At 31.2% G+C, this 14,369-nt stretch carries 10 protein-coding genes; 4 read left to right on the top strand and 6 right to left on the bottom strand.

What is annotated here, in order from left to right; translation table 11 throughout:
* Nucleotides 1-8: 8 nt before the first annotated feature.
* The 5 genes from EL082_RS01890 to EL082_RS01870 form a co-directional block, all read right to left on the bottom strand.
* Nucleotides 9-1,049 (bottom strand): alpha-ketoacid dehydrogenase subunit beta, encoded by a 1,041-nt coding sequence (locus tag EL082_RS01890; protein ID WP_002467071.1) that lies wholly within the window; start codon nucleotides 1,047-1,049, stop codon nucleotides 9-11.
* An 18-nt stretch (nucleotides 1,050-1,067) separates the two neighbouring features.
* Complete coding sequence (locus tag EL082_RS01885) at nucleotides 1,068-2,021, bottom strand: thiamine pyrophosphate-dependent dehydrogenase E1 component subunit alpha (protein ID WP_002467083.1); 954 nt, start codon at nucleotides 2,019-2,021, stop codon at nucleotides 1,068-1,070.
* 66 nt (nucleotides 2,022-2,087) lie between these two features.
* Complete coding sequence (gene lpdA, locus EL082_RS01880; protein WP_103286186.1) at nucleotides 2,088-3,440, bottom strand: dihydrolipoyl dehydrogenase; 1,353 nt, start codon at nucleotides 3,438-3,440, stop codon at nucleotides 2,088-2,090.
* A gap of 246 nt (nucleotides 3,441-3,686) precedes the next feature.
* The gene (locus tag EL082_RS01875) at nucleotides 3,687-6,551 is read right to left on the bottom strand and encodes a DEAD/DEAH box helicase (protein WP_002467099.1); all 2,865 of its coding nucleotides are present in this window, start codon (nucleotides 6,549-6,551) and stop codon (nucleotides 3,687-3,689) included.
* Between the two features lie 2 nt (nucleotides 6,552-6,553).
* Nucleotides 6,554-6,946, bottom strand: a complete 393-nt coding sequence (locus EL082_RS01870) for a (deoxy)nucleoside triphosphate pyrophosphohydrolase (protein WP_002467079.1) — start codon at nucleotides 6,944-6,946, stop codon at nucleotides 6,554-6,556.
* 339 nt (nucleotides 6,947-7,285) lie between these two features.
* Between EL082_RS01870 and EL082_RS01865 the strand changes: the two genes are divergently transcribed.
* From EL082_RS01865 to EL082_RS01850, 4 genes are all read left to right on the top strand, one after another.
* Nucleotides 7,286-8,929, top strand: coding sequence for a phospho-sugar mutase (locus EL082_RS01865; protein ID WP_103286187.1), 1,644 nt, complete (start codon nucleotides 7,286-7,288; stop codon nucleotides 8,927-8,929).
* Nucleotides 8,930-9,069: 140 nt separating this feature from the next.
* Complete coding sequence (locus EL082_RS01860) at nucleotides 9,070-10,806, top strand: glycosyltransferase (protein WP_019236076.1); 1,737 nt, start codon at nucleotides 9,070-9,072, stop codon at nucleotides 10,804-10,806.
* Nucleotides 10,807-11,200: 394 nt separating this feature from the next.
* The gene (locus tag EL082_RS01855) at nucleotides 11,201-12,604 is read left to right on the top strand and encodes a glycosyltransferase family 2 protein (RefSeq protein ID WP_103286188.1); all 1,404 of its coding nucleotides are present in this window, start codon (nucleotides 11,201-11,203) and stop codon (nucleotides 12,602-12,604) included.
* Between the two features lie 308 nt (nucleotides 12,605-12,912).
* Nucleotides 12,913-13,365, top strand: a complete 453-nt coding sequence (locus tag EL082_RS01850; protein ID WP_002467081.1) for a DUF5776 domain-containing protein — start codon at nucleotides 12,913-12,915, stop codon at nucleotides 13,363-13,365.
* 47 nt (nucleotides 13,366-13,412) lie between these two features.
* Here EL082_RS01850 and galU read toward each other — a convergent pair whose 3' ends face one another.
* Nucleotides 13,413-14,279 (bottom strand): UTP--glucose-1-phosphate uridylyltransferase GalU, encoded by an 867-nt coding sequence (galU, locus tag EL082_RS01845; protein ID WP_015364703.1) that lies wholly within the window; start codon nucleotides 14,277-14,279, stop codon nucleotides 13,413-13,415.
* Between the last annotated feature and the right edge of the window lie 90 nt (nucleotides 14,280-14,369).

Here is a 14,369-nt window from a genome sequence, read left to right as displayed (position 1 = left end):
CCCCATACTTATGATTTAGCTTGTTTCAAATCATCGATTAATTCTGATGCGACATCTAAAACTTTATCTGTATTTGGTATATAAGCTTCCTCTAAGTTAGCTGCAAATGGTACTGGTGTGTCTGGTGCAGTGACCTTTTTAATTGGACCATCTAAATAATCAAATCCAATATCACCAATCACTGATGCCACATCACCAGCTACATTACATTGTGGGTTAGATTCATCGATGACGATAAGTCGCCCTGTTTTCTTAACTGAATCTAATACTGTATCTTTATCCCAAGGTGATACTGAGCGTAAATCAATCACTTCAACAGATACATTGCTTTCAGCCAATTGGTCTGCCGTTTCTAAAGCGACAGCTACCATTTTACCTATAGCTACAATGGATAAATCGCTACCTTCTCGAACAACATTGGCTTTACCAATTTCTACCTTATAATGTTCTTCTGGCACCTCGCCTTTTTGACCTAATAGTGTTTTATCTTCAGAGAATACGACTAAATTGTCATCCTCAATGGCAGCATTTAATAATCCTTTAGCGTCGTATGGATTAGATGGCACAACGACCTTAACGCCTGGAATTGCAGCAAACATATTATATAGTGATTGTGAATGTTGTGCCGCTGCACCTGCGCCTGCACCATGTACAGTTCTAACAACTAATGGAATTTTAGCTTTCCCACCAAACATATAGCGCATTTTTGCCCCTTGGTTCAAAATAGGATCCAGACCAAATCCAATAAAGTCATTGAACATTAACTCTGCGATTGGTCGTAAACCAGTAGCTGCCGCACCAACTGCTGTACTTAAGGTAATATGTTCTGCTATCGGTGTGTCAATAACACGATCACGACTATACTTTTTAGCCAAACCTTTGGTTACACCAAATACACCACCAAATGTATCATCATCTTTGATATGTTCCACATTGGCACCACCAGATACATCTGTACCAATTAAAATGACATTGTCATCCTTTTCCATTGATTGATCGATTGCTTCGTTGATTGCTCCCATAAATGTTAACTTACGATTTTCACTCATAATGATATCCCCCTTTGCTTATGCAAATACATCTTTATATAGTGATTCGACATCTGGTAACTCACTTTGTTCTGCGTATACAACTGAATCTTCAACTGCTTGTTCTGCAGCTTGTTCAATTTTCGTTGCTTCCTCTTCCGTTAACCAACCTTCGTTGATTGCTACTTTTCTAAACTCTTCTGTAGCATTTTTATCTGCATTACGATCATTAGGTGATTTAACCTTTTGTTCATCACCTTCAAAGTGACCATATTTTCGATACGTATCACATTCGATCAGTGTTGGTCCTTCTCCATTTTTAGCTCGTTCAACCGCTTCTTTAGCAGCATTTCTCACTTCAATCACATCCATGCCGTCCACTCTAACACCAGGCATGTTATACGCTTTAGCACGTTCTGCAATGGTTTCAGACGCACTAGCATAATCATGTGTTGTACCTTCAGCGAATTGGTTATTTTCACAAACAAATATCACTGGTAAATTTAAAATAGATGCAAAGTTTAATCCTTCATGGAAATTACCTTCATTAGCTGCACCATCACCAAAGAAACATACGGCAACATTTTCTTTTTTCTGATTTCTAATGGATATACCTGCACCCGTCGCAAGGCCAAAGCCACCACTTACAATTCCATTGGCACCTAACATACCTTTGTCGATTTCGGCTACGTGCATAGAGCCACCTTTACCATGGCCAAGTCCATCTTTCTTACCCATAATTTCAGCCATCATGCCGTTTAAATCACAACCTTTAGCAATTGCATGACCATGTCCACGGTGTGTACTTGTAATATAATCATCATCTTCTAACAATGACATGACACCCGTAGCAACTGCTTCTTCACCCACATACAAGTGAACGAATCCTGGAATTTGACCATCACTAAAAATTTTATGCACTTTTTCTTCAAAGTATCGAATTTCATTCATTGTTTTATAAATCCAACGTGCTTGTTCCTTTTCCATAGTCATTTCCTCCCCTTTAACCGATTCAAAACATCACATTTTTGTCACAAAATTCAGAAATTTAAATGTAAATTACATGTGTATAGCTTTTTTAAATAATGCCTCTGCACCTTCACCTATTGCTTCTAATAAAGATGGATGAGGTTGGATAATTTGAGATAGTTCATTCATTGTACCTTCTGAAGCTTTGACACCTAAAACCTCACCAATGAGATCTGTCGCATGCGGTCCCACTATAAATGCGCCCAAGATTTCATTGTATTGCATGTCTGACACTATTTTAATAAATCCTTGAGGCTCGCCTTTAATCATTGCTTTCGCATTACCTTGAAAACTTGATTCAGTAACTGCTACATCATATCCTGCGTCTTTCGCCTGTTGTTCTGAAAGCCCAACGGATGCCGCTTCAATTCTTGTATAAATACATCTTGTAATTTCATTCGGATTAACAGGTTTTGGATTTAAACCAGCTAACTTTTCGGCTACTACCACGCCCTGTGCACTTGCAGTATGCGCCAATTGGTAACCTTTGACTAAGTCTCCAATAGCATAGATATGGTCGTTACTTGTCTGATTAAACGCATTCACTTGAATGAACGAACCATCCATATCGATATTAAGTGCGTTTACGACTTGTGTATTTGGCTTTCTACCTGTCGCAATTAATAATTGATCGAATTCAACTGCGTCACCGGTTTCAAGTTGAATAGCAGAAGATGTTACTTGTTTAATTTGCGCTTGTGTAATGATATGAGCACCTTGTTCTTCTAGATGTGCTTTCAAATATTCACGTACTTCTTCAATTTCAGTCAATAAGATATCATCAGCTACTTCAATGATCGTCACGTCTACGCCTAAATCAGCCATGGATGATGCTAATTCAGTAGCAATCACACCACCACCAATAACGGCTAAACGTTTCGGTAATGACTGTAGATTAAAGAAGGTATCTGTCGTTAGATAATTTACATCTTCGATACCTTTAATAGGCGGAACAAATGGTTGACTGCCTGTTGCTAATATGATGTCTTTCGCCTTCAGTGATTGTTGATTCACTTCAATTGTTAGTCCATCTTTAACCACAGCTTCTCCTTGAATCAGTTCAACGTTATTCTTCTTAAGCAATTGTGTTACGCCACCGGTTAATGTATGAACGATATTGTTCTTATGTTCAAATAAACATGAATAATCAATATTCAAATGATCCGTTGTGATACCTAAATCATTAGCAGCATGGATTTGATGTACTTGAGACCCAAACTCAAGTAACGTTTTAGAAGGAATACAACCCACATTCAAACACGTTCCCCCAACATGTTGCTTTTCAACGATTGCGACTGATTTACCAAGTTGTGCCGCTCTAATTGCAGCCACATAACCACCAGGTCCCGCACCAATCACTACAAGATCATAGTTACTTGCCATATCACATCCCCCTTCCATATCATATTCATAAAAGCCATTTAATAATGAAAAGAAAACCCAAAAGAAACAAGAAAATAAAAAGCAAAGAAAATATTATAGATTGTGTAAGCGTTTTCTTATTCCTTTAATTACATATTACAACTAAAAGGATATTTGAGCAAATGAGAATAATAAAATAAATATTATTTAGGAAAATAAAAAAGTAAGATGAACAATTCGTTCACCTTACTTGGAATGATAAAACTATTAATTTTCAGTTATATATCTATAAATATCGTCTTTAACTGCTTGATGCATAGAAATTTTCATTGTTACCACGGAATTACCATTAGGCATTATATCTTCTTCTTCCGTACCTTCAATATAATTTGCTGTACCTAAATAATAGAAATACTTGCCATCATCATCTTTTTTCTTAACAAAAATATACATCGTTACATTATCTTCCGCATGTTTCAGTATATTTTGTACTTCAGGAGAGGTAATCTTTCTTGGAGAGCGCGTATACCATTTCAATTCATCCTGACTCAAAAATTCATCTTCATATTTTGTATTATCACTTATATCTTCATGTTTGTCATAAGTTATAAATATAGGTAATGTCTGATGTTTCATTTTATATCCATTAATTGTACCTGACTCATCACTATCCCAATTTAACAATTTCACGAAATCTTCTCTAGAATATTTGTTGTAAATAATCATTTTATTTCCACTATCTTGATATCGCATATTATTGTATTTAGATAGATCGATCAAATCTAAAAAGTATTTCTTAAATAATGGTTTCTTTAAGGCACTAGAAAAATCATTTGTTAGCTCTACGTTTTTATCATTAATAGCTATAAGGGGACTTCCATAAGTATCTCCAATTGTTGCTTTAAATAATGTAAAATCTAAGACTTTTAATGATGTCATCACATCTTTTTCAGTTATATCATCATTTTGATATCTCATACTTTCAATTAAATTATCAATTGAAGTTTCGCCTTCGACTAAAGTTTCTAATACATCAATATCCACCTTTTTTAATCCTGGTGTTAACTGTCTAGATAAAAATGTTAAATTCTTAAATTCATTAATACTTAATGTATCTTCAATATATTTATTTTTAGTTAAAAATTCATGATAATTTTTGTATTTAGAAAAAATAACACTTGGGTCCACTGAATTTTGTCTAATGAAATCCATTAACATAGGTTGCTTACCTATTCTTTTCTTAACCGTTTCATATGCTTCTCTTAATAATTTTGGTTGATTAAGTTTAACAGCATCTAAAGAATCATAAATTCTTTTTTTAGCTATTTCTTCAAAGTTAATTGTAGAAACACCATTCAGTTCGCTATTAGTTGTTAAGAATCTTTTATAATTATCCTTATTTTGAGATTGATCACCTGATAAAGCAACCGGTATTAAGTAATTTGTTTTATAGTTTCCTATAAAATCAATTACTGTAACATAATCCTTATTAGAACTTTTTCTTAATCCTCTACCTAATTGTTGAATAAAAATGATGCTTGATTCTGTAGGTCGTAGCATTACAACTTGATTCACTTCCGGTATATCGATACCTTCATTAAATAAGTCGACAGTAATAATATAGTTGATTCCCCCATTTTTCAAGCGATCAATTGTAGTACTTCGTACATTGATATTATCTTTACCAGTCAAACCAACAGAAGGGATGCCGTAGTTAGTTAGTTTTTCTGCTAACTCATATGCTTCATCTCTCCGACTAACAAAAATCAGACCCTTTAATTCTTCTCCAGAATAACCATAGTAATCTGTTTTTTCTAAAATGTTATTTAATCTTTCATCAGATGTTAAGTTCTTTAAATCAGTAACATCCTCATTTATTTCTCCGTTAAGTGAATAATCCGTGACCCCAAAATAATGGAATGGGCATAAAATTTCACTTTCTAAAGCCTCTTGTAATCTAATTTCAAAAGCCACATTATAATCAAATAATTCATATATATTTAAATCATCTGTTCTTTCTGGAGTTGCTGTCATACCTAACATAAACTTAGGTGTGAAGTATTTAAATACTTTCTGATAACTGGCTGCAGCCGATCTATGTGCTTCATCAAAAACAATATAATCAAAATGATCCTTTGCAAATTCTTTATAATTTTCATTATTAGATAATGTTTGAATAGTAGCAAATAAATATCTCGCTTTGATATCTTTATGTTTCCCAGTTAATAGTCCAAATTCTTTTTCATCAATATGAGGCATTACTTTTCTAAACTCTTCTTTAGCTCTATTTAAAATACCTTCATTATGTACTATAAACAAGAACCTATTTGGATTGAATGCCCTAACATCTAAGGCACATAATATTGTTTTACCAGTTCCTGTAGCCGAAATAATTAAGCTTTTTTCTTTCCCTTCTTTTCTAAGAGCCTCTAAACATTTTAATGCTTCTTTCTGCATTTTATTAGGCTGAATATCTATAGCATTTTTATAATTTTCTGTAGATATCAATTGTTCCTTTTGTATTTCTAATACTTTCTTTATTGACTTATACTCAAACGTTTCTTGATATTCTTCAACCCAACTTGGTGTCAGTGGTATACTTTCGTCCCACAGATCATTAAATTGTGATTTCACATTATGAACTAATTCACCATTTCTATGCGTTGATAAAAGAATATTGTGCTCATAGTTAATTTTCAATGCATTGGAAGTTAAATTTGAGCTACCAATGATCATCGAAGAATAATTGTCATGATCAAAAATATAACCTTTGGCGTGAAATCCTTCTACATCTGTTAATCTTACCTCAACATTTTCTAATTTAAGTAGCTCATAATACATTTTAGGACTATTAAATCCCAAATAATTTGAAGTAAGTATTTTTCCTTTTATTCCTTTTTGGTTTAAATCATATAAATAAGATTTTAAACTAGCTAAACCACTTTCAGTAATAAAAGCCACTGATATACTAAAAGATGAGCACTTTTTTAATTCTTGTACTATTGTTGATAAAACATTTTCTTTTTTATTATTAATTAATAGCTTAGGCGTAAAGTTACCCTGATGCGATACATCTTTATCGATAAAACCTTTATATAGCGATTGTGTAAAATCTTCGATTAGCCTATTCATAGCTATTCCCCTTCTATTAATAATTTAACTGCTGGAACATCAGCTGGAGCCCATTCTATTGAATCAAGTTGATTAATTAGTAACCACTTTATCTCCTTATGTTCTGTTAAAGTAGGTAATTGTTGATTTAAATGACATTTAAAAGTTGTTAAATTAACAATACCAAAATCATATTCATGTTCTGTAGTTGTCAATTTTTCTTTGACTGAGATATCACACTTCATTTCTTCTTTAATTTCTCTAATTAACGCTTCTTCTTCTGTTTCCCCTTTTTCAATCTTCCCACCAGGAAATTCCCATAATAACGGGAGACTCATATTTTCACTTCTTTGTGCACATAAAATTTTGTTATCTGAATATATTACTGCGCCAACTACATTTATTACTTTTTTCATAACTATCACCTTTTAAATTTGTTTATATATATTCATTCTATCAAATAAATTGAATATAGTAATTTATCTAATGAAAATTTAAGATCAATACTATATTTAATCATAAAAAACTGGACAGATTGTCTTATCTAGGTTTCTGTTTGTTATTTTTCAATTATTACCAATCTATCATTTTTTCTTAACTTTTTAATGTAACTTGCAATAAATGTACTATATAATAAAGTTAACTTACATGCGTACATTACAATGTTTATACACGTTACATGGTATATTTAATTTTAAATTAAGCATTCAATTTTATATGTCGCATCATTATTTTTTAAAGGGGAATTTATATTTATGAAAGATAATTGGATTAATGTCATAGACGACAGTTTAGTTAAAGACTTTTATAATCAACAATCTTCAGAGGAACAACAAGAAGGATTTGAAACAACGCTTGCTTTTGGTACAGCAGGTATCAGAGGTAAATTAGGTCTTGGTGAAGGACGTTTAAATCGATTCACAGTTTCTAAAGTTGCTCTTGGTTTAGCGCAATTTTTAAAATCAAAACATGACTCACCTGTAGCAGTGATTCACTATGATACAAGACATTTATCACCTGAGTTTGCTCAAATCATTGCGACGATTTTAGCAAGTCACGATATCAAAGTTTATTTATCAGATACGTATCGTACAACACCTGACTTATCATATGCTGTAAGATTTTTAGAAGCACATGCTGGTGTCATGATTACTGCAAGTCACAATCCTAAAGACTATAATGGTATCAAAGTTTATGGTGAAGATGGTGCACAACTATCTACAGAGCCTTCTAATGTATTAAGTGATTACATCAATGCTTTAGGTGATCCACTTACGATTGAATTACCTCAATTATCGAATGAACAACAATCATTGATTTTATCTGTACCAGATGAAGTAAGAGCATCTTATTTTAAGGAAATTCAATCATTAGTTGGTGACATACCACAATCTGATTTACAAGTGGTATTCACAAGTTTACATGGCACAAGTGTACCTGTAGTCCCTGAAATATTATCTCAATTAAACTTCAATCAATTTAATTTAGTCGAAGCACAATGTAAACCAGATCCTAATTTCAGTTCTGTCGCTAGTGCTAACCCAGAAGATCACAAAGCATTTGATCAATCTATCGCGCTTGCAAATCAAGTCAATGCAGATTTATTAATCAGTACGGACCCTGATGCAGACCGACTAGGTATAGCTGAACGCGATCAAGAAGGCAATATCTATTATTATAATGGTAACCAAATCGGCGCTCTTTTATTAAATTATCAAATCAAAGCAACTTCACATTTAAATAATAGATTGATGATTCAATCCATTGTAAGTAGTGAATTAGCTAAATCTGTGGCACGCCATCATGGTGTCGCATACAAAGAAGTTTTAACTGGGTTTAAATATATTGCTGAAGCAATCAGAAATATGCCTGAAGACCAAAATTATTTATTAGGCTATGAAGAAAGTTATGGTTTCTTAGCAGGACCTTTCGTTAGAGATAAAGATGCCATTCAAATCGTTCCACTTATCATCAAATATGCATCTGAACTTAAAAATGAAGGCAGAATGTTAAAAGATGATTTAGAAGACATTTATCAACAAGTTGGACGTCATAATGACCAATTATTCTCACATAAATTTGAAGGCGCTAAAGGTAAAGCCATTATTGATGACATTATGAAATCTTATAGAAACAACCCACCACGTACAATCAATGGATTAGATGTTGTTGCTATTGAAGATTATGAAACTGGTGAAAAAGTTGATTTCCAAACTAATGAAACAACACCAATCACGCTTCCAAAAGCAAACGTTCTTAAAATATATTTCAAAGAAGGTTTTATTGCCCTAAGACCATCTGGTACTGAACCTAAAATTAAATTATATGTCTCATTAACGATTGATCATTTCGATGATGTAGCACAACAAATTAATGAAGAAATATTTAATTTAAAATAATGCTTTAAATATCAAAAGTATATTATTATTTATTAAACCCAAATTAATGTACACAATATTTATAATGCTTTATAATTGGGTAATATTTTAATCAATGCATTAATTTGGGAGGTCTTACCATTAATAAATTAATTTCAATTGTGGTATCAGTTTATAATAAAGAAAAATTTTTAGATAAGTGTATTCAATCTATTATTGATTTAAATATGGATAAATCACAGTTAGAAGCCATATTTGTAGACGATGTGTCGACTGATAATTCTTATAATATTTTAAAAAAATATGCAGATGAATATGATTTTATTCGTTGCATTCAGCTAGAAGAAAATTCTGGTGGTCCTGCCGATCCCAGAAATTTAGGTATACAAGAATCTAAGGGTAAATATATTACAATTGTTGATGCAGATGATTGGTTAGAACCTAATGGCTATCCAAATCTAATTAATCAAATGGAAGAACATGGCTCTGATATTGGATTTGGACAAGCTTTTAAAAACAGAAACAAGGATATTGTCAAGGTAGCCAACTTTGCTTCATATAAAAAAGCGAATGGTCTAGTCCCATATGAAATCTACAAAATCTTTAGAGGTATGGGACCTTGGGGCAAGATATTCAAGCGTTCCACAACTATTGACCATAACATTAAATTTAGAAATTTAAAATTCGCTGAAGATAAATTATTCTATGCAGAATTAATAAGTAAATCAAAAAGTGCTTCTATGACAGATGAGCACGTATATCATGTAAATAGATATTCAGATAATATTTCTTTAGTAAAAGAAACAGATGATATTGAAAAAGCCAATTTTAATATTGAAGTACTTAAAGATTTAATTAAAATGGATTTACCTGAATATGCTAAGAAGCAAATCATTAGTCGAATTGTTGAAATGGATTTTATTTCTAGAGTGTTTATTAAAAAATCATTTCTCAAATCAAATAACAAAGATGTTTACTACAATATGTTCGAAGAAGTTCAAAATATCATTAAAGAACATGGATATGACATAGAAGACTTTTTAGAAAATGAAAGATATACAAATGCTTTCCATGCGTATCAGCATAGTAAAGAACATTTTGAAGAATATATCAAATTTATGCTTTATAATGCACATGCTCATAAATACATTAAAAACAATGTTGTGCATTTCAACTACCCGGATAAATTTAATTACTTACCAACATTAACTTCGAAATGTGTAGCAGTTCATGATGGTACGCATTATATGAATGAAACATTTTATGAAGTACTTCATGTATATAAAAAGCCAAACACTACTATTGAAGGAGTAGAATTAGTAAAAATCAATGATGAAAGCACTCGTAAGACATTAAAATATGAAATTCACGATAATCAAATTTATTTAAAAACAGATGATTTACATCTAGATAATTATGATTTTAATATTGTGATTAAATTTAATGACTTTGAACACTCAACTGTTTATGCTTCACACCCTATTGATAATAAAAATAGTAAATTCAAAAATAAAAGTGCTAAATTAGACCTTGAATCAATCAATAAAGCTAAAAAGGCGCCTAAAAAACCAAGTTATTTAACTACTCCACCTTCTTATATCGTTACAATTAAAAAAGCTAATTTATACCATGACGTTAACTTTACTAATCAAGTGAAATCTGTGGCTAAAGGAAATATAGTAGAAATAGTTTCAATTGAAGAAACAGTAAATAAGACACCAAGATTAATCACTAGAGATGGCTATTATATCTCAGCAAATACTGATATCGTTACACCTGTTAACCTTGAATCATTTATTAATGAACAGTCTAAACAAACTACTGCTGACAAGGTAAATGAGAATAGTAAAAGTAACAATAAATTTTCCAATATAAAAAACAGATTATTAAAACGTTAAATAAAAATGAACGTACAGAAATGAAGTGCATCCCAGAAGATAATCTTTCTTTAAAGGATGCACTTTTTTTGTGAAATATATTTGAAGTTTTCGGGTTTAAACAATGGTAATTCAGGAATATTTAAAATGTAATTACATATAGACATTTAATGTTCACCAATCATCTATAGTTGAAGTATATTTTGTTTTACAAAAAGCTAATAAAGTGACTTTTCTATTTATTATATATACTACTATACCCAAATGAAATGTGTTACTATTTGATTGTGTAATATAAATAAATGATTTTAAAAATAAAAATGGTAAATAATGTTGGCAATTAAAATACTTATAATTATAGATATCTATTGTTTAATTTTAGATTGCTATCATTTTACAAATTAAGGGGATAATAATGAAAATAATTACAGAAAACAAAAAGTCTAACAATGTCAAAGTTAGTATTTTAATAAGCACGTATAATAAAGGGAAATTTATTAAAAAAACATTAGATAGCATTTTAAATCAAACGTTCGATTTAAAAAAGCTAGAAGTCATTGTTGTAGATGATTGTTCTACTGATGATACTTTAGAAGTCGTTGCTTCAAATTTAACTAATTTCTACAACTATAAATTAGTCCAATTAGATCAAAATTCAGGGACACCTGCTCAGCCTCGTAACCTATCTATTGATCTAAGCAGAGGGAAATATCTGATGTTTATTGATGGTGATGATTGGTTACCTGAAAATGCTGTTGAAACCTTATATAATCTTTTGAAAAAGAACAAAACAGATTACGCTACCGGTCTAACAAATTATGTATTTAATGATAAAGTAGCTCGTGCTGGTGTCGCTTTATCTAAAATCGCACATTCAAAATTAGATTTGAATCAAAATAGTAAATCATTTTATCATTTAGCTCCTCATGGCAGAATGGTTAAAGCAAGTATCATTAAAAATAATAATATTCGCTTCCCTGAAATGATTTTCGCTGAAGATTTACAATTCTTTGCTGAAGTCTTTTTCCATGTAGACAAAATTAGCACTACAGAAGATGTTGTTTATTTCACAAATAGATATCAAGATAATGTATCTTTAGTAAAATCTAAAGAATCTACGATGCCAAATAGAATGAAACTTCAGATGGACGCATATAAATATCTATCTAAGAAATATAAAAATTTAAAAGTATTTAGAAATTTACTTATCCGTCTTATCAACAAAGATATATTAAATGGTAAATTTTATAAGAAAACATTCATTAGAGAAATAGACGTTATGTTACCACTATTACAAGATGCTATCAATACAATCGAAAAAGATTTTGACGTAAACAAGTATGTAGATGACGAACTAAACAAAAAAGCAATAGAATTAATTAAAAAAGGTGACAAAGCGGAAATCATTACCTTTATTAAATGGTACTCAGATAAAGACGATGAACAATTACAGTTCAAAAGAAATAAAGCGTATTATTCATACAACAATGAACTTTTCCTAAAGCATATGCACGTGACTTTACAAAATATTATTCGAAAAAATAATAGTATTACATTAAAACTATATTCTAAAAATTCTCATATAGAATTTATGGAACTTAAAAGCAGAAAAAATCCTGAACAGTATCAAATTTTAAAGATTAAAAAGAACAATTTAAAACCAGGTGAATACTCTGTTAAGTTTGATACTAGTCACCTTCCAAAAGGAAAATTAGCAATTACTGTATTAGATGCAGACTTAAATTCTACTGTAGTTAAAACGAATGACCAATTTAATCTTTATGAAACGGTTAATGGTAACCTTGGATATAAAAGTTAAACAAACCTCATAACTTTATCGATATATATTTAAAACACTTTCTTATGGCTCAATTATGATGATCCTTGGGAAAGTGTTTTTCTATGCTTAAATCTCTAAATTCAGTAATTATGTAGGCAAGCAACCGAGTCAGTTACAGTCATTTCAAAACAACATTCACTTTAAACATAATGACTTTATGTCTGTCTTAACGTATAATGATGTTAAGTTATTTTGAAAGCGTTTCACTTATATAGAATAACTTACTACCACACTTATATTTTCATGAGATTTTTATTCTTATTAAAAACGGAGATGACTAGACAAACATGAAACAATATCTTACAGAAACACCTCAACATATTGTCGTATTAAAAAAGATTAAAAAGTATGAAGATGCCAATTTCACTAAAGACATAGCTGTCATCAATAAAGGACAATGCATAGAAGTAAGTAGTATGGAAAAGAGTGACAAAGGAACGCCTAGATTGGTAGCTAAAGAGGGTTACTATATTACCGCTAATGAAGATTTCGTTGCACCTATTAATCTTGATAGTATCCAAGGCTATATTACTCATGCACCTAAAGCGATTGAAATTGTTAAAAAGTGTAAGTTATATGAGGATGTCGGATTTAAGAAAGATCCTATTAAATCATTAGAATTAGGTACAAAATTAGATATTATAGATATTGAATTTACGAGTAAGTTAACACCTAGATTAAAAACATCGGATGGACTTTACGTCACTGCTAATCAGAGTTTCGTTAAAGTAGTAAAATAAAGCAAAAGCACCAACCATAAGATTGCTATGGTTGGTGCTTTTTGATTTTATAAGTCTAATTGCTTAATAAATGCTTTTAAGTCATCTTTCATATCTTCGTCTTTTAATGCGTATTCAATCGTTGTTTTAACGAAGCCTAGTTTTTCACCGACATCATAACGATCACCTTCGAAATCGTATGCGTATACTTGGCTTTCGGCGTTCATACGTTCAATTGCATCTGTTAATTGAATTTCGTTACCTGCACCTTCTTCTTGTGTTTCAAGATAATCAAAGATTTCAGGTGTTAGTACATAGCGTCCCATAATCGCTAAATTAGATGGTGCTGTACCTTGTTTTGGTTTTTCTACGAATTTCTTAACTTCATAACGTAAACCCGATTTTTCTAATGGATCGATAATACCGTAACGATGTGTGTCTTCTTCAGCTACTTCTTGAACACCAATTACGGATTTACCTGTTTCATCGTAAACATCCATCAATTGTTTAATTGCTGGTGTGTCTGATTCCACAATGTCATCACCTAATAATACAGCGAATGGTTCATTTCCAATGAATTGACGTGCTGTATGAATGGCATGGCCTAAACCTTTTTGCTCTTTTTGACGAACATAGAAGATGTTAGCTAAATCTGTTGAGTATTGAACCTTTTCTAATAGGTCATTTTTCCCTTTTTCTTGTAATACCATTTCTAATTCTTTTTGGTTATCGAAATGATCTTCAATCGCACGTTTATGTTTACCTGTAACGATAATGATATCTTCGATCCCTGCTCTTGATGCTTCTTCAACAATATATTGAATTGTTGGTTTATCTAAGATAGGTAACATTTCTTTTGGCATTGCTTTCGTTGCTGGTAAAAATCTTGTCCCCAAACCAGCTGCTGGAATAATTGCTTTTTTTATTTGTTTCAAAGTCTCTACTACTCCTTTAAATTAAAGTATGAAGCTTAATTATATTTACCTTATCTTATCATTAAATAAACATTGTGCCTAGTTTTAGCC

It is taken from the genome of Staphylococcus warneri (genome assembly GCF_900636385.1).
Taxonomy (GTDB): Bacteria; Bacillota; Bacilli; order Staphylococcales; family Staphylococcaceae; genus Staphylococcus; species Staphylococcus warneri.
The sequence above is the reverse complement of the archived record's forward strand: the minus strand, read 5'-3'. Positions and strand labels throughout refer to the sequence as shown.

Excerpts from the sequence above, each read along its gene's own strand:
- EL082_RS01890 (WP_002467071.1), bottom strand. The coding sequence starts at position 1,049 with ATGAGTGAAAATCGTAAGTTAACATTTATGGGAGCAATCAACGAAGCA.
- EL082_RS01885 (WP_002467083.1), bottom strand. The coding sequence starts at position 2,021 with ATGACTATGGAAAAGGAACAAGCACGTTGGATTTATAAAACAATGAAT.
- lpdA (WP_103286186.1), bottom strand. The coding sequence starts at position 3,440 with ATGGCAAGTAACTATGATCTTGTAGTGATTGGTGCGGGACCTGGTGGT.
- EL082_RS01875 (WP_002467099.1), bottom strand. The coding sequence starts at position 6,551 with ATGAATAGGCTAATCGAAGATTTTACACAATCGCTATATAAAGGTTTT.
- EL082_RS01870 (WP_002467079.1), bottom strand. The coding sequence starts at position 6,946 with ATGAAAAAAGTAATAAATGTAGTTGGCGCAGTAATATATTCAGATAAC.
- EL082_RS01865 (WP_103286187.1), top strand. The coding sequence starts at position 7,286 with ATGAAAGATAATTGGATTAATGTCATAGACGACAGTTTAGTTAAAGAC.
- EL082_RS01855 (WP_103286188.1), top strand. The coding sequence starts at position 11,201 with ATGAAAATAATTACAGAAAACAAAAAGTCTAACAATGTCAAAGTTAGT.
- EL082_RS01850 (WP_002467081.1), top strand. The coding sequence starts at position 12,913 with ATGAAACAATATCTTACAGAAACACCTCAACATATTGTCGTATTAAAA.